The organism is Algoriphagus sp. (genome assembly GCF_046296635.1).
Taxonomy (GTDB): domain Bacteria; phylum Bacteroidota; class Bacteroidia; order Cytophagales; family Cyclobacteriaceae; genus Algoriphagus.
The window spans coordinates 30252-47497 of record NZ_JBKBKZ010000034.1 but is presented as its reverse complement, the minus strand read 5'-3'; the positions used below and the strand labels follow the sequence as shown (position 1 = coordinate 47497).

At 40.1% G+C, this 17246-nt stretch carries 14 protein-coding genes and 2 pseudogenes; all 16 read left to right on the top strand.

From position 1 onward, the window contains the following. Positions 1 to 82 precede the first annotated feature (82 nt). The 16 genes and pseudogenes from bshA to cobA all read left to right on the top strand — a co-directional run bounded on the left by bshA (position 83) and on the right by cobA (position 17121). Entirely contained in the window at positions 83 to 1219 is a 1137-nt protein-coding gene (gene bshA / locus ACK4HU_RS19665) for an N-acetyl-alpha-D-glucosaminyl L-malate synthase BshA (RefSeq protein WP_409809435.1), read from the top strand. Positions 1220 to 1429: 210 nt separating this feature from the next. Further along, a complete protein-coding gene (locus ACK4HU_RS19660) occupies positions 1430 to 2056 on the top strand; it encodes a sterol desaturase family protein (protein WP_409809434.1) in 627 nt (208 codons plus the stop codon). A gap of 193 nt (positions 2057 to 2249) precedes the next feature. Further along, complete coding sequence (locus ACK4HU_RS19655; RefSeq protein ID WP_409809433.1) at positions 2250 to 3083, top strand: epimerase; 834 nt, start codon at positions 2250 to 2252, stop codon at positions 3081 to 3083. A 304-nt stretch (positions 3084 to 3387) separates the two neighbouring features. Further along, on the top strand, positions 3388 to 5274 hold the full coding sequence (gene htpG, locus ACK4HU_RS19650; protein ID WP_409809432.1) for a molecular chaperone HtpG: 1887 nt from the start codon (positions 3388 to 3390) through the stop codon (positions 5272 to 5274). A 350-nt stretch (positions 5275 to 5624) separates the two neighbouring features. Continuing rightward, positions 5625 to 5846, top strand: a complete 222-nt coding sequence (locus ACK4HU_RS19645) for a hypothetical protein (protein ID WP_409809431.1) — start codon at positions 5625 to 5627, stop codon at positions 5844 to 5846. A gap of 38 nt (positions 5847 to 5884) precedes the next feature. Continuing rightward, the gene (locus ACK4HU_RS19640) at positions 5885 to 7063 is read left to right on the top strand and encodes a hypothetical protein (protein WP_409809430.1); all 1179 of its coding nucleotides are present in this window, start codon (positions 5885 to 5887) and stop codon (positions 7061 to 7063) included. 110 nt (positions 7064 to 7173) lie between these two features. Next, positions 7174 to 7254, top strand: a pseudogene (locus ACK4HU_RS19635) (transcriptional regulator); the annotation flags it as partial. A gap of 16 nt (positions 7255 to 7270) precedes the next feature. After that, positions 7271 to 7504, top strand: a pseudogene (locus ACK4HU_RS19630) (molecular chaperone HtpG); the annotation flags it as partial. A 653-nt stretch (positions 7505 to 8157) separates the two neighbouring features. Beyond that, the gene (locus ACK4HU_RS19625) at positions 8158 to 9393 is read left to right on the top strand and encodes a hypothetical protein (RefSeq protein ID WP_409809429.1); all 1236 of its coding nucleotides are present in this window, start codon (positions 8158 to 8160) and stop codon (positions 9391 to 9393) included. A gap of 322 nt (positions 9394 to 9715) precedes the next feature. Further along, entirely contained in the window at positions 9716 to 10132 is a 417-nt protein-coding gene (locus ACK4HU_RS19620) for an RrF2 family transcriptional regulator (protein ID WP_409809428.1), read from the top strand. 75 nt (positions 10133 to 10207) lie between these two features. After that, positions 10208 to 10486 carry a DUF2061 domain-containing protein gene (locus ACK4HU_RS19615; protein ID WP_409809427.1) on the top strand — a complete coding sequence of 93 codons (279 nt, stop codon included), beginning with the start codon at positions 10208 to 10210 and terminating at the stop codon, positions 10484 to 10486. Next, positions 10455 to 11159, top strand: coding sequence for a phosphoadenylyl-sulfate reductase (locus tag ACK4HU_RS19610; protein WP_409809426.1), 705 nt, complete (start codon positions 10455 to 10457; stop codon positions 11157 to 11159). The genes ACK4HU_RS19615 and ACK4HU_RS19610 overlap by 32 nt, the downstream gene beginning before the upstream one ends. Before the next feature lie 189 nt (positions 11160 to 11348). Next, the gene (cysD, locus tag ACK4HU_RS19605; protein ID WP_409809425.1) at positions 11349 to 12248 is read left to right on the top strand and encodes a sulfate adenylyltransferase subunit CysD; all 900 of its coding nucleotides are present in this window, start codon (positions 11349 to 11351) and stop codon (positions 12246 to 12248) included. A gap of 297 nt (positions 12249 to 12545) precedes the next feature. Next, positions 12546 to 13805 (top strand): sulfate adenylyltransferase subunit 1, encoded by a 1260-nt coding sequence (locus ACK4HU_RS19600; RefSeq protein WP_409809424.1) that lies wholly within the window; start codon positions 12546 to 12548, stop codon positions 13803 to 13805. Between the two features lie 440 nt (positions 13806 to 14245). After that, positions 14246 to 16345, top strand: coding sequence for a nitrite reductase (locus ACK4HU_RS19595; RefSeq protein ID WP_409809423.1), 2100 nt, complete (start codon positions 14246 to 14248; stop codon positions 16343 to 16345). Then, positions 16342 to 17121, top strand: coding sequence for a uroporphyrinogen-III C-methyltransferase (cobA, locus tag ACK4HU_RS19590; RefSeq protein ID WP_409809422.1), 780 nt, complete (start codon positions 16342 to 16344; stop codon positions 17119 to 17121). The genes ACK4HU_RS19595 and cobA overlap by 4 nt, the downstream gene beginning before the upstream one ends. The last annotated feature ends 125 nt before the right edge of the window (positions 17122 to 17246 follow it).

Sequence of the window (17246 nt, the reverse complement as noted above, 5' to 3'; positions counted from 1 at the left end):
AGGTCAGGAAAAAAATTGTATTTTGAACAAAATAAGGTCGATGTCGTGTTGAGACTAAAAATTCACTAGCTGAACTGCTAAAATGAAAATTGGAATTGTTTGTTATCCCACTTTTGGGGGAAGTGGTGTTGTAGCCACAGAGCTTGGTATAGGTTTGGCTAAAGTTGGCCATGAAGTACACTTCATCACCTATAAGCAGCCCATGAGGTTGGACTTTTTCAGTGCAAATCTTTTTTACCACGAAGTGGATATCAAAAGTTACCCCCTCTTTGAGCATGCGCCTTACGAACTTGCCTTGGCAAGTAAGATGGTAAGTGTGGTGAAGTATGAAAAGCTTGATTTGTTGCATGTCCACTATGCAATTCCCCATGCTTCGGCAGCTTATATGGCGAAGCAAATTTTGAAAACAGAAGGAATTCAGATCCCTGTGGTAACCACGCTTCATGGTACCGATATTACTTTAGTAGGGAAAGATCCAAGTTATGAGCCTGTTGTTACTTTTTCTATCAATCAGTCTGACGGTGTTACTTCTGTTTCAGCTGATTTGAGAAAAGAGACCTATGAGTATTTTGACATCAAGCGAGAAATCGAGGTAATTCCTAATTTCATTGATTTGGATCGATTCAAGCGTCAACGAAAGGACCATTTTAAAATGGCAATCTGCCCTAATGGCGAAAAATTAATGGTACATACTTCTAACTTCCGTAAAGTAAAGCGAGTGGAAGATGTAATCCATGTTTTTTACAACGTGAGAAAAGAAATTCCATCAAAACTGCTTTTGGTAGGTGATGGACCTGAACGAGATCGGATGGAGCGGCTTTGCCGGACACTTGGTACTTGTGATGATATTCGGTTTTTGGGTAAGCTCGATGCCGTGGAAGAGGTGCTTTCTGTTGCCGATTTGTTTTTGATGCCTTCAGAGAAGGAGAGTTTTGGACTCGCTGCTTTAGAGGCAATGGCTTGTGAGGTACCTGTTTTATCTTCAAATGCAGGTGGCATCCCCGAATTGAATATTGATGGTGTCACAGGCTTTGTATGTAATGTAGGTGATGTGGAAGACATGACTGAAAAAGCTAAGATTATCCTTGCAGATGATAATTTGGCCGGATTTAAAGAAAGAGCTTTGGCGCGGGCCAAGGAGTTTGACATTCATCAGATTCTGCCACTCTATGTGTCATACTATGAAAAAACTATTGCGTCGACACTCAGTGTAGTTTGAGTTAATGTGACAAATCATTTTTAAAAATATTTACACGAAGCCCAGAAACCTTACCTTTGCGGTTCAGTTTAAACTATAAACGGTAAAATTCAAATATTTTAATAACGTATTATTTAGCCATGAAATCCTGCTTGACTACTAGCCTGTCAAACAAGTTATAAATTTCGTAATGCAAGATTATACCTAACCACTGAATAAAATTATTAACAGATGAAAAAGATTGGAAGATTGGATAAGCCCGATAATTTCGGTTCGGCCCACATGTTTTCTAATCCAATTATGGAGAGATTGTCCAGGACTCATATTATGGTCCCGATTACTTTATTTATATCAATCTCCGTGGTGTCGCTTTATTATGCATTGACTGCTACGGAGATCGGTTTGGGGATCGGATTATTGGTATTACTGTTGGGCATATTTGTTTTCACTTTTGTGGAGTACATGATGCATAAGTATTTTTTTCATATGGAACCCGATACTCCATTGAAGGATAAATTGCAATATTCCGCTCATGGTGTGCATCACGACTATCCACGAGACAAAGATCGCTTGGCCATGCCTCCCTTCGTAAGCGCAGCTTATGCAGCAATTTTTTACCTGGTGTTCAATCTGATTATGGGAGACTATTGCCTGTATTTCCTCCCCGGATTTTTGATTGGCTATACGACATATTTGGCTGTTCATTTCATAGTCCATGCTTATAATCCGCCCAAAAATTTTCTGAAAATTCTTTGGGTCAATCATGCAATTCATCACTACAAAGACCCGGAAACTTCTTTTGGGGTAAGCTCGCCATTATGGGATTACCTACTTGGTACCATGCCGAAAAAAGATTAAACCAAGCCTCCTACGGGAGGTTTTTGTTTTGTAGGCCACAAAGGCACGAAGACGCGAAGGGAAAGTTTGAAGTATAAAGTAAGAAAGCTAAAATTGATACTGGCCAATTATTTTCCGCTAACTTTTCACTACTTACCATACACCACTTACAAGATTTAAATTCGTGCCTTCGAGTCTTAGTGGCAATAAAAAAATGAAAACAATATCAATCATCGGCTTAGGCTGGCTAGGAGAGCCACTTGGAATTCACCTTCAGGATAAGGGTTTCAAAGTCTTAGGATCTACTACTTCTGAGGAAAAAAGAAAACGACTATTCTTAAAAGGACTGGAAGTGATCCGTTTTTCCTTAAATCCACACCCTGAAGGCCTTGGCTTTCACGCACTATTTCAACCCGAAATCTTGGTAGTCAATATTCCTCCTCGCACCCGATCAGGAAATGGAGAATTTCACTTGGAGCAACTCAAATACTTAAGAAGCCTGATTGATTCCTCACCGATTGAAAAGGTGATTTTCGTGTCTAGTACAGGAATCTATCCCGAAACACCTTCCAAGGAAAAATACGCTGAGGATTATTTATTGACACATGAAAATGCCGGAAATGAGATTCTTCTTCGCGCGGAGCTGTTAATGGGAAAAGACCAGAACTACGACTTGACCATAGTTCGGTTTGGAGGCTTGATGGGGAAAGATCGAATTCCGGGGAAGTACTTTTCAGGAAAAGAAAATGTCGCAGGACATACCCGTGTCAACTTTATCCATCAAAATGACGCGGTGGGAATTTTGGCTTGGGTGATTGAAAAAGGGCTTTGGATTCAAACCTTCAATGGAGTTGCCCCGATTCATCCATTTCGAAGAGAGATCTATGAAAAGAACTCGGCTGAACTCGGAATCGCTCCACCTGCTAGCTACCAAAACGAACTTGATGGAATTGATCGATTGATTGATTCAAGGAAGATTCTGGAAACAGGATATGAATTTGAATTCCCGGATCCGTTGGGGTTTTCTTATTTGTCGACAAGTAACTGAGAGATTTGTTCAAATGTGAAACCTGTTATTTTCTAATTTCTCACAGATGGCACAGATTATCACAGATGTGTTTGTCTGTGTTCATCTGAGAAATCTGTGAGCAATTTCAAAAACTGGCATCAGAGACTAATTACTCCTCACTTCAAATTTTTAGCTTTCTCACTTCAAATTTTAAACTTCCCTTTCGGTCTTCGTGTCTTTGTGGCAAACCAAAAATGCCATCTTGTCACTTTTTCCCACTTGGAACAGGCATTGATAACACCCTCTTGTCAAATTTTGTGTTTTACTAAACCGATTTATACCCATGCAGGAAAAAGGCACGATCTCGATCCATACAGAGAACATTTTCCCGATTATCAAGAAATTCCTCTATTCCGACCATGAGATTTTCCTTCGGGAACTCGTCTCCAACGCGGTAGATGCAACCCAAAAAATCAAAAGACTTGCGACATTAGGTCAGTATACCGGCGACTTGGGTGATGTCACCGTCGAAGTAGCTTTTGATGAGAAAAAGAAAACGATCACCATCTCAGACAAAGGTCTTGGGATGACTGCCGAGGAGATCAAAAAGTACATCAATCAGATTGCTTTCTCCGGTGCAACGGAATTCGTTGAGAAATTTAAAGACGCCAAAGACGCCAATGAGATCATCGGTAAGTTTGGTTTAGGTTTCTACTCCGCCTTCATGGTGGCCAAAAACGTGGAAATCCACACACTTTCCTATCAGGAAGGATCCGAACCGGCAATCTGGACTTGCGATGGCAGTACAGAGTTCGAAATCAAAAAAGGAAAGAAGAAAACCCGAGGAACTGACATCATTCTTCACATCAATGAGGATTCTGAAGAATTCCTTGACAAGTGGAAGCTTCAGGGAATCCTTGACAAATACTGCAAGTTCCTACCAATTCCGATCAAGTTTGGAACCAAATCCGAGTCTGTAGAAGACGGAGTGGATGACAAAGGCGAGAAAAAGTGGAAGTCCGTTGAAGTGGACAATATCATCAATACCACTTCTCCGATTTGGACAAAGTCACCAAGTGATTTGAAAGACGAGGATTATCTGGCATTCTACAAGAGCCTTTATCCAATGGGTGAGGATCCGCTGTTCTGGATTCACCTGAATGTGGATTATCCGTTCAACCTGACTGGGGTGCTATATTTCCCTAAAGTCAAAAACGAATTCGAGCTTCAACGTAATAAAATCAAGCTTTTCAGCCGTCAGGTATTTATCACCGACGAAGTGAAGGACATTGTTCCTGAATTCCTGATGCTGCTTCATGGTGTGATTGACTCTCCGGATATTCCGCTTAACGTGTCACGAAGCTTCTTGCAAGCTGATGGCAACGTGAAAAAAATCAACAACTACATCACGAAAAAAGTAGCTGACAAGCTATCTGAGCTTTACAAAAAAGATCGCAAAGCCTACGAGGAAAAGTGGAGCGACATTGGACTTTTCGTGAAGTACGGAATGATCTCCGAGGATAAATTCTACGAAAAAGGTAAAGAATTTACCCTCCTGAAAAACACCAAAAATGAGTACTACACGCTGGATGAGTACCGTGAAAAGGTAAAAGCCATCCAGACTGACAAAAATGAGCAGACGATTTTCTTGTATGCTACTGACCTGAACAAGCAAGATGGCTTTATTCAGTCTGCTGAGAAAAAGGAGTTTGACGTGCTGGTATTGGACTCACCGATCGACAGCCACTTTATTCAGCATTTGGAGACCAAGTTGGAGAAGACTCAGCTGAAGCGTGTGGATGCTGATGTAGTGGAGAAACTGATCCAAACTGATTCTGCATACGCTAATCTCCTAACTGAAGATCAAAGCAAAGCGGTGAAGGAGCTGTTTGAAAAGGCGATCAACAATAAAAACTACACGGTGGAAGTGGAAGGCTTAAGTCCTGAGGAGATGCCAGTAACTATCACGATGGAAGAGTGGATGCGCCGCATGAAGGACATGGCACAGACAGGCGGAGGACCGATGAGCTTCTATGGGGCTTTGCCAGACAGCTACAAAGTTGCCATCAATGGTAACCATCCGATGGTAGACAAAGTACTGAAAGCCGAGTCTGAAGAAGAAAAAGAGCGACTGGCCAAGCAGGCATTTGATTTGGCATTGCTTTCCCAAGGCCTCTTGACTGGCAAAGATCTGACGGCCTTTGTGAAGAGAAGTGTGGAGATGATTTAATCCTTCCCACAACCCTCCAAGGGTTTGAAAACGTTAGTCACCCTGAGCGAAGTCGAAGGGTGGTATTGAAAATCCTCGGCCTCGGTCGGGGATTTTTAGTTTTACTTAGAAAAATCTAATTGCTTAAACTAAAATGTAACTGTTTATTAACAAATTGTACATCAATAAGTTATAAATTGCATTCTACTAAGAATTTAAAAATAATTTCATTGAAAATCAACTAGTTACAATTTTTCGATAATTTTTTTTCGTTGGAAACTTGACTTTTTGAATGGGGGGGGTATGTTTAGTTTAAGTTTTCGGCGATGGAAATTTCTAATATTAGTTTGTAACCTAAAATTGTTAAAAAGATGATCGAAATTAAAAAATGTTTATTTGGCGTATTTGCTATCTTATTGTTCTCTACAGGATCAAGTTCAGCGCAATCTACATGTGATACGACTCCGGATGTGGGTCAAACAGTCGGACGATGCTTTGTTGTAACTACCTCACAAGGAGATTTAGCTACTTGTAATACCTCAAATCCGGAAGGAGAAATCTGTTATTTTGGTGAGCCTAAAGTAGAGGGGTAATTTAATTCTTAAATATCTGTAAACTTAATGGCGGCAATTTGAAAATTGCCGCCTTTATTACTATTATGAAAAAAATTTTCAAGATCATTTTATTACTTCTATTTAGTTGCAATGTTGATTCTATTAAAGATGAATCAAAAAGTCCTAAAAGCCTAAGTTATAAATTTGAGAAAGATTATGCGATTGGGATAGATGATGAAACAAATATTTTTAATTATTTAAGTGCCCCTATAAATCTTGGGAATGAGCAAAAACTTTCTTTTTTTAGTGAAATTTCTAACTCATTAAATATTTATGATATTTCAAATGGAACGCTTGAAAAGAAAGTTAAATATCCGATTCAAGGGCCAAATTCTATTTTTGGTATTGGGTTTAACTCAGGATTAATTTTTGTGAATATTGATTCCATAATTTACTATAGTAGATTAATGGAAAGAATTTATATCTCTAATTCAAATGGCGATATTTATAAATCTTTGAATTTAACCAATACTAAAAATAGTTTTGGATCTATTGATATAAGTTCTCCAATGGTATATCTGGACAAATCAATTTATTTACAAACCTTGCCAAAGATACCTATTTACTCAACTTCAGACTCAATTCTTGTTTTAAATAGAATATCAAAAATAAATTTAGAAACTGCGGTAGTAACAGAACATGAAATTGAAAGTCCAGCCATTTATTCCTCAGGTAATTTTTCTTACCAATTGAAGATGCTTGACTTCGTTTATAATCCTACCATCGACAAATTTATTTTTAGTTATCCACTATCAGATTCTTTATATGTAGTGGATTTTAAAGGTTATTCAAAGTCCTACGTTGCTAAAAGTGATTTGGTTAATAATTTTATTGAATCAGACCCTCAAAACAAAATTGTGCCTAAATCAAAATTAACAAATTATTATTTTTGGAGGAGTGATTCTTATGGTAAATTAATATACGATCCTATTAATGATATTTATTTAAGAGAAGCAAGAAAGGGGATCACAGAGCAAAATTTTTTAGATCGAAAATTGAAGACGGAAAAGGAAATTTTAATTCTTAATAATAAGTTTGAGCACATTGGAACTATACCTCATAACGGCGGAGATTTTTTTTATTACTTTTTCGGGAAAAATAGAATTTTTTGGAACAAAGATCTAGTTGAGTTCAATTTAAATTCTCGTCAAGAAGATTCTTTATTTTTTGATGTGGTATTGATAGAGTTTAAATGAATCCTTTGGACTAATAAAAAAATTTCACTTCTTTCTATTTGCAATTTAGGTACTGATTTCATTCCCCACCACCGTACTAGGCTATTTGGAGAAATCCTGTATTTTTGATTATGCTTTCCAAAAAGACCAAGTATGCCCTCCATGCCCTGACTTACCTCGGCAAGCATAGGGAAAACAAGACTGTTTTGATTCTGATTTTTGCTGTATGACATGGCACAGACTGGTGGCGGACCGATGAGTTTCTACGGCAGCTTGCCATACAGCTACAAAGTCGCCATCAACGGCAACCACCCGATGGTAGACAAAGTACTGAAAGCCGAATCTGAAGAAGAAAAAGAACGATTGGCAAAGCAGGCCTTTGATTTGGCATTGCTTTCCCAAGGGCTATTGACTGGCAAAGATTTGACTGCCTTTGTGAAAAGAAGTGTGGAGATGATTTAGACCTTTGAGGTCTCAAAGACCTCGAAGGTCTTTATGATTTTGAATAAATTAAACCTTCGGGGTTTTCAAAACCCCAAAGGTTACCCCCAATCCCCGGCATCTGTCGGGGATTTTTTGTTGTTCATTTAAAAATACAGCTATTTCGTAACTATATTTTGGTTATTTGTCAACAAATTGCACATCAGTTAGCTAAAAATTACATTCCCCTAAGAAATTAAAAATAATTTCTTTGAAAATCAACTAGTTATGATTTCTAGATAAATTTTTTTCGTCAGAAACTTGATATTTTGAAAGGGGAGGGGTAAGTTTAGTTTAAGTTCTTAGCGCTGAGGGCTTTTAAATTTTGTTTTAAACTTAAATTTTAAAATCATTTTAAAGAAAATTCAATTATTAGGTTTCGCTTTGTTGAGTCTATTTCTGATGTTTTCAGCGGAAACTTCAAAAGCAAATGATTACCCCTCCAATACAGGCTATTGGGTTGAAAGTGGTGATAATACTTATTATTGTGAATGGTCTTTCTTTGAATCGACCTGTAAATCAGGAAGTACTTCAAGTACACCTCCAGTAATCAAGCCAGTAGAGGGTGGTTAAATATTATTTTGAACGGGCTAATACTTGAGATTAGCCCTTTTTTTCATTTAATTAAGATAAGAATGCGGTTAGTTGCCATTTGCCTTTGTTTATTATTTGTGTCCTGTTCTGCTGAGAATTTTGAAGATAAAATTAAAGAATATCAGGTTGGAGGAAATAAAATATCTTCAAAGAAAGAATATGATTTGGTTAAGATGGTTGAGTATACCATCCAAAATCCCAACTTAGATCATCGATTCAATCGCGGGAGTTTGGATGTTTTATTTCAGGATTCATTGCTTTATTTTAATTTTCAGAATAAGATTAAAATTTTGAATTTAGAAACAGAGACATTATCGGAAGTTATTCTAGATGATTTTGAACTCAGAAGCGATTTAATTTATCTACATCCAATTTCAAAGGACTCAATAGTTACATTGCAAAGATTGCCTCCTATTTTGATGATAAATGATTCTAAAGGGAAAATATTTTATAAGGAGACTCTGCCCTATTTTCCATTTGATATCGATGATATTTGGTGGAAATCTATGCAGAGTTTTAGTGGAAAAAATAATTTTAATTTTAATATACAGCCATTAAGAAATCTTTTCTTTGATCATAAAAATCAAACCATACACATACCTATTCTTGCTGTAGATTATTTATTTTTAAAGGATGTCAGTGATGCCGAAACTATCGGAGTTTTTGATTTGCGAGCAAAAAATTGGAAAAATGGATATGGAAAATCCAGAGGTTTAATGCGATATCGGGGAGAAAATAACTATTCCGGTGTTTTCGATCGAAATTATTTTTTGGTGAGAGGCGATACGTCATACCTAAGTTATCCAATTAGCCATCATATTTTTCTTATTAATAATAAAACCGATGAATTGATTGCCGAAATCTTAGCTTCTCCAGAAGTTGCAGATCCTATTTCTTCACCTATTAAGAAAGAATGGTTAACAAGTAGTGATTTTGTTAAAATGAATGATTGGCGATCTACAACCCCTTTTTATAGTCAATTAATGTATCATGAAGACAACGAGCTTTTTTCACGAATCTATTTTCATAAGATGGGCTTGTCAAATTCATTTGCAGGGAGTTATTGGGAAAACAGGGACATGACTTTACTAATATTCGATAAAAATCTTTCATTACTAGATGAAATTAAACTTGATCCTGAAGTTTTTGAATTGTGGCGTTATATCCCAACTGGCGATGGTATGCTTGTATCAGAAATGAATAAGCAAAAAGATCTTGAAAATTCAGACCAAATTTTACTAGGTTATACTGCTCGATATAAGATCAATGGGAAATGAAATGGCGATGGATATTTTTTTTTAGATGATTAACCACGAAGTTTATGGGGATTGTTATCTTTCCTTTAATCATTTCAGGAATTGTTTATTGTGTAAAAAGATTGATCCAAACTTTGCGTGAGAAATATTATGGTTGAATGAAAAAGAAGCCCTATTTCTTTCGCTGACACTTTTCTTTGCGATTGGTTTGACCTAGTTTATCCTAGTAAAATTTTGAATAAACAGTAGGGACGTAAAAATTTACAATCCCGGCCTTGGTCGGGGATTTTTTCATTCCCCACCTCCGTACTAGGCTATATGGAGAAATCCTGTATTTTTGATTATGCTTTCCAAAAAGACCAAGTATGCCCTTCATGCCCTGACTTACCTCGGCAAGCATAGGGAAAACAAGACTGTTTTGATTCAGGATATTGCCGAGGAGCATGGAATTTCACATAAGTTTCTTGAAAACATCCTGCTTGAACTCCGCAAGGCCGGCTATCTCGGTAGCAAAAAAGGCAAAGGGGGAGGCTATTACCTGATCAAAGAACCCAAAGAAATTCCACTTTCCAGAGTGATTAGACTCCTGGATGGACCGATTGCTTTGCTTCCATGCGTCAGCCTCAACTACTATGAACCTTGCGCAGAATGCAAGGATGAAGCACAATGCGGCATCAATAAAGTCATGATTCAGGTTCGAGACGAGACGCTTAAAATACTGGAAAACAAATCGTTACAGGATATTCTCGATGGAGAATAAAATTTTTTTGGAATAAACCCTATAAATTAAATAGGGTTTATATACTTTTGCTTTTATACTCCGTATGAAGTAACTATGATTCTGGACCAGCCGCTCAAAAAACTATTTACATCCAAGCCCGGCAAGGATAGCAATGCCAAAAGCTTAATGAAATCCATTTCCTGGAGAATTGTAGGCACTATTGACACAATCATTATTTCCTACATCATCACTGGTCAATTGATGATGGCGGTGTCGATCGGTTCGGTTGAGGTTGTATCTAAAATCCTTTTGTATTACCTCCATGAGCGAGTTTGGGAGAATGCATCTAAAGTAAAAGTCGATGAGCCAGCAGCAGAATATATCAGATCTTGAGGCAAGATTTCAGAGCCTTTCAGCAGCTGAGGGGCTTGAGTTGATAGCTGAGCTTTTTCCAGGGAAAGTGGTTTTTTCCACTTCTTTGGGTCAGGAAGATCAGGTGATCACCCAGTTGATTGCTTCGCAAAATCTATCGATCCAGATCTTTTCATTGGATACTGGACGTCTGTTTCCTGAGACTTTAGATCTATTAAGTCGAACCGAAGCCAAATACAAAACTCAGATTAAGGTTTACTATCCAACGACTTCTTCTGTAGAAAATCTAGTCAGTGAAATCGGGATTAACGGCTTCTATGAATCCGTAGAAAATCGCAAATCCTGCTGTTCTGTACGAAAAGTAGAGCCTCTAAAAAGAGCTTTAGCCGGAAATGACATCTGGATCACGGGCCTTCGAGCAGAGCAAAGTGCCAATCGTAGCGATATGAAGCGCATCGAGTGGGATGAGTCCAATCAGATCATCAAATACAATCCATTAATGGACTGGTCATTTGATCAGATGATTGCCTATATCAACGAGCATAGAATCCCTTACAATCCTCTTCATGATCAGGGTTTTGTCAGCATCGGATGTGCGCCTTGTACCCGAGCGATTTTGCCAGGTGAAGATGCAAGAGCAGGCCGCTGGTGGTGGGAAGAGTCGAAAAAGGAGTGTGGGCTGCATTCCAGATAGCAGTTGGCAGTCTCAGTAAGCAGTAAGATAAGTCAGAAAGCTAAAGTTAGAAAGCTGAAATTGAGTAGAAAATATAAGGCAAGCAATACGCAACTCCCCCTTTTAAAGGGGGCGGGGGGATTTGAAATTCGAACCCTCCTGCTATAAAGGATCAGCTCGTAAATCGTACTTCGTAAATCGTAAATACACATGTCAAACCTATTTCTACCTAATCCCAAAGAAGCAGAATCGATCCACATCCTGAGGGAAGTGGCGGCGCAGTTTGAGCGTCCGGTTTTGCTTTTTTCGGGAGGAAAAGACTCCATTACCTTGGTTAGACTGGCTCAAAAGGCTTTCTATCCAGCCAAAATCCCTTTTCCTCTACTTCACGTTGACACCGGCCATAATTTCCCTGAGACGATCGAGTTTCGGGACAAGTTGGTTGCGGAGCTAGGTTTGGAACTGATCGTAAGAAACGTTCAGGACTCTATCGATCAAGGGAAAGTTCGTGAAGAGCGAGGCCGCTATGCAAGTCGAAATACCCTTCAAACAACGACTTTGCTTGACGCCATCGAAGAGTTCAAGTTTGACGCTTGTATCGGCGGTGCCAGAAGAGACGAAGAAAAAGCCAGAGCGAAAGAGCGAGTTTTCTCCGTTCGGGATGATTTTGGTCAGTGGGATGAAAAGAATCAACGCCCTGAACTTTTTGACATGCTCAATGGCAAAATCCATGTCGGTCAAAACGTCCGTGTTTTCCCGATTTCCAACTGGACAGAACTGGACGTGTGGGAATATATCAAAACTGAAAAAATAGAAATACCGAGTATCTATTTCGCTCACAAGCGTGAGGTTTTCTTCCGCGATGGAATGATTTGGACTGCCAACGAGCATGTTTACAGAGAACAAACCGAGTTGGTCGAGGAGAAAATGGTTCGCTTTAGAACTGTTGGAGACATGACATGTACTGCCGCTGTTCTCTCGGAAGCAGTGACTTTGGATGATGTGGTGGCTGAAATCCGGGACTCTACGATTTCAGAACGGGGTGCAAGAATCGATGACAAGCGATCCGAAGCAGCGATGGAGACGAGGAAGAAGGTTGGGTATTTTTAAAGAGACACAAGATTCAAGACGCAAGAAGCAAGAGATCCAAGCTTGGTTATGCTGCTTCTCCAAAAGCATCATTTAAGAATTACTAGTCCTGCTTCCGGAGAAGCAGGGCAACAAAGAGGCGTCATTGCGAGGGAGGAACGACCGAAGCAATCTTATTAAATAGGAAATACAATGGAAATACACTTGAAATAGGTCCCGCAAGCGGGACGAAATAAGAGCCTGAAAGGGAGGTTATTTCACCGAACGAAGTGAGGCATATTTCTAAGTATTTCCACAGTATTTCAAAAAGAAAAAAACATGGACATACAAGGCAGAAAACTCATAAAAATCGCCACAGCAGGCTCCGTCGATGATGGAAAAAGCACGCTTATTGGTCGGTTGCTTTACGATACCAAATCATTGACGACGGACAAGATTGAGGCTATCGAGCGAAGCAGCAAGCAACGCGGCTATGATTACTTGGATTTTTCATTGGCTACAGACGGATTGGTGGCAGAGCGTGAGCAGGGAATTACGATCGACGTAGCTCATATTTATTTCAATACTGAAAAGACCAATTTCATTGTAGCAGACACTCCCGGCCACGTAGAGTACACCCGAAACATGGTAACCGGTGCTTCCACTTCCAATGTGGCGATCATTCTGATTGATGCTCGCAAGGGTGTAATTGAACAGACTTACAGACACTTCTTCATTGCTAACCTGCTCCGCATTTCACATGTGGTGGTTGCAATCAACAAGATGGATTTGGTCGGTTACGATGAAGATACCTATCTGAAAATCAAAGCTGATTTCGATGTTCTAGTTGGAAAAAGTGACTTCAATGAAGATCAGATTACATTCATTCCTGTATCTGCACTAAAGGGTGAAAACATTGCGAGGAAATCTGAAGAGATGTCATGGTATGTTGGAAATACACTGTTGGATCATTTGGAAATCCTAGAACCCGAGGATTTACAGGAAAGTACCGTTGCGAGATTCCCAATTCAGTATGTGATTAGACCAAAAACGGAGGCTTTCCATGATTTCCGTGGATTCTCCGGAAAACTTTATGGAGGAAGCCTGAAAGTTGGGGATGCGGTGACTGTACTTCCATCAGGAAATGAATCTACGATTAAGAGCATTCATTTCTTCGATCAGGAATTGGATGAAGCAGCTCCAGGTTCATCGATTGCCATCACATTGGCTACTGAAGTGGATTGCAGCCGGGGCGATATGATTGTGAAAAGCGGTTCAGCACCCAAAAGCGAAAAGGCCCTTTCCGCCACCATTTGCCAAGTAAATAGCAAGGCACTTAAAGTGGGAGGGAAGTATATTCTTCAGCACGGAATCAACCGGGTTTTGGCTAAAGTCGATCAAATCGAAAGCCGAATCCACACTGATTTTACCGGAACTGAAGAAGTAGAACAGTTGAAATTGAATGACATCGGACGGGTTCATTTCCGTCTCAGCAAGCCTATCCATTTCGATTCCTATCATGACAATAAATCAAACGGAAGCTTTATTCTGATTGATGAGGGCAGTTTTGATACGGTTTCGGTGGGGTTTATTGAGTAAAAATAGACTTAAGTAGCAAGACATAAGTATCAAGACTTCTGGTCCCTGTTATGCTGCTTCTCCAGAAGAAGTATGGGGAAAAATTGAAAATCCGTGAGTGACACTCACGGCGGCAACAGACACAAGTATCAAGACTTCGATGTTCAGTATTCGACGTTCGACATTCGATATTAAAATATTGAATGTCGAATTATGAATATCGAATGATGAAGTGGACGACGTCAAGTTATGCTGCTTCTCCGGAAGCAGCATTAAAATAGCAATGAGTGAGACACTCACGGCGGCGGACTAGACTTCGATTTTTATTATTCAGCATTCGGCGTTCGATATTAAAATAATGAATAGCGAATGCTGAACATCGAACTCCGAAGATCGAAAACGAATGAAGAATCGATTTAATTAATAAAGCATTATCCCCGAAAGGGAAACCTATTATAACCATGCAAAGCTTTCGAACCGAACTAGAAAACCCGATTGTAGAACGAGATATTCTTGAATTGGAGCGGAAAATCGCCCTTTTCCGCGAGGGAAAAATCGATGAAGAAAAATTCCGAAGCCTCAGACTGGCTCGTGGTGTCTATGGACAGCGGCAGCAAGGCGTACAAATGATTCGAATCAAACTTCCTTATGGGCGAGTAAATTCGGCTCAATTGCGTCGAATCTGCAAGGTTTCGGAAGAATATTCCACAGGAAGATTACACATCACCACACGTCAGGATATTCAGATTCACTATGTCAGTTTAGATCGCACCCCGCAGCTTTGGGCTGAATTGGAGCGTGATGATGTCACCCTTCGCGAAGCATGTGGCAATACAGTCCGCAATGTAACTGCGTCCGAATTGGCAGGAATTGATCCAAATGAGCCATTTGATGTTACTCCCTACGCGGATGCCACGTTCCGTTACTTTTTGAGAAATCCGGTTTGTCAAGAAATGGGGCGAAAGTTCAAAATGTCTTTTTCTTCATCGGATGAAGACATTGCACTGAGCTATTTGCATGATATGGGCTTTATCCCAAAAGTGAAAACTGTGGACGGCAAAGAAGTTCGTGGTTTTAAAGTTCTGCTTGGTGGTGGCTTGGGTTCTCAGCCTAGACATGCAGATTTGATTTCTGATTTTATTGAAACTGATCAAATCATCCCTTTCACTGAAGCAGTCCTTCGGATCTTTGACCGACATGGTGAAAGAGCCAGAAGAAATAAAGCCAGAATGAAGTTTTTGGTGAAAGATCTTGGAGTCGAGGCGTTTTTGGATTTGGTGGAAAAAGAAAAAAAAGCGCTACCCTATTCCAGTTATCCAATTGAATTTGAGGATTATGATTCTCAAAAATCCCTTCCGAATCCAGAAACACCGGCACTTGAAGAACAACCTGGGTTGGATTTTGAGCTTTGGAAATTGACCAACGTTCTTCCCCAAAAGCAGGAAGGATATGTTTCCATTGGAGTCAAAGTTTTGCTTGGAGATTTTTACATCGATCAGGCCAGGGCATTGGCAGATTTAGTCGAGAAATATGCGAACAATGAGGTTCGATTCACACTTCGTCAAAACTTCCTGATTCGGGATGTGCGTGAAGACTTGGTTCCTTTTTTCTATCAGGAACTTCAGAAAATCGGTCTTGGACAGCGTGGTTACAATACTCTTGGAGATATTACGGCTTGCCCGGGCACAGATACCTGTAACCTTGGTATCGCAAGTTCCACCGGTATTGCGGTCGAACTCGAAAAAGTCATTCTAGAAGAATACCCACAATACCTTCAAAACCGAGATTTGGTCATCAAAATCTCAGGCTGCATGAATGCCTGTGGTCAGCACAACATGGCTCACATTGGATTTCAGAGTATGTCCATGAAAGCTGGTAAAACTGTGATTCCAGCCCTTCAGGTATTGCTTGGAGGAGGAAATTTGGGTGATGGTAATGGAAGATTTGCAGATAAAGTGACCAAGGTTCCAAGTCGTCGTGGACCACAAGCACTTCGAGTTTTACTGGATGATTTTGAGAAAAATGCCGGAGGAATTGACTTCCTGAGCTATTATGATAAGCAGGGTCAGATGTATTTCTATGAGCTTCTGAAAGAACTCAGTGATGCATCGACCGTGACAGCTTCCGATTCGGTGGATTGGGGTCACAATGAAGCCTATGAAGTGGCTGTTGGTGTGGGAGAATGCGCAGGAGTTGTAATCGACTTGGTAGCGACTTTGCTTTTGGAAGCATTGGAAAAACTAGATCAAGGTCAGGAAGCGTTGGATCAAGGCCGTTGGTCGGACAGTATTTATCATCACTATGCAGGTTTGATTAATGCCGCAAAGGCACTTTTGCTTAGTGAAGATACCAGTACCAATAGCTACGCAAATATCATTTCTCTTTTTGATGAGAAGTTCGTTGAAAGCGGAAAAATCAACATGGAGGGCACTTTTGCGGAAAAAGTCTATCAAATCAATCAGCACGAACCTAACGAAGAGTTTGCAAAAACTTATGCAAAACAGGCGATGGAAGTATATAGTCTGCTGAAAACCTATCGGGAGGAGGAAGTCGAAGCATGAGAACGATCGTCAATCCAAAAGTTACACTTGTTGGTGCTGGTCCGGGAGATCCCGAACTGATCACTTTGAAAGCGATCTTGGCATTGAACAACGCCGACGTGGTGTTGTATGATGCGTTGATCGATCCTGTTTTGCTGAACCATGCGCCGGACACTGCCTTGAAAATCTTTGTTGGCAAGCGTGTTGGAAAGCATTCCACTCCTCAGGAAGACACGAATCAACTTTGCGTGAGCTTGGCAAAAAAGCATGGACACGTCGTGAGACTTAAAGGTGGAGATCCATTTGTCTTCGGCCGAGGTGCCGAGGAAATCGAATACATCGAGGCTTTTGGAATTCCGACCGCTTTGATACCAGGGATTACTTCAGCTATTGCAGTTCCGGCTTCGGCAGGAATCCCTGTGACAAAACGTGGTGTTTCCGAGAGTTTCTGGGTAGTGACAGGGACTACTTCCTCTGGGGAATTGTCCAAGGATTTGGCTTTAGCTGCGCAATCTACCGCTACTGTAGTAATATTGATGGGAACCAAAAAACTGGCTGAAATTGTAAAGGTTTACCAGCAATTTGGAAAATCAGATCTGCCGATAGCGATCATCCAAAGCGGAACCACCAATGAAGAAAAGATCGTGGCAGGCTACATTTCCGATATCGAGTGTAAAGCTATAGAAGCCCAAGCCGAAGCTCCTGCGATTATTATCGTTGGAGAAGTCGTGAAAGAAAGCGTGAAATTGGCGGAAGTTTATAGAGAGATAGTATTGATTAGTAGGCAGTCTCAGTGATCAGTAGGCAGTCTCAGTTTGTTTTGTTGAACCCTTCGACTTCGAGACTCCCGTCTCTCAGGTGCTCAGGGTGACAATCGTGTCAGGCTGAGTCTGAATAACCTTGGATTAACAAAATGGAGATG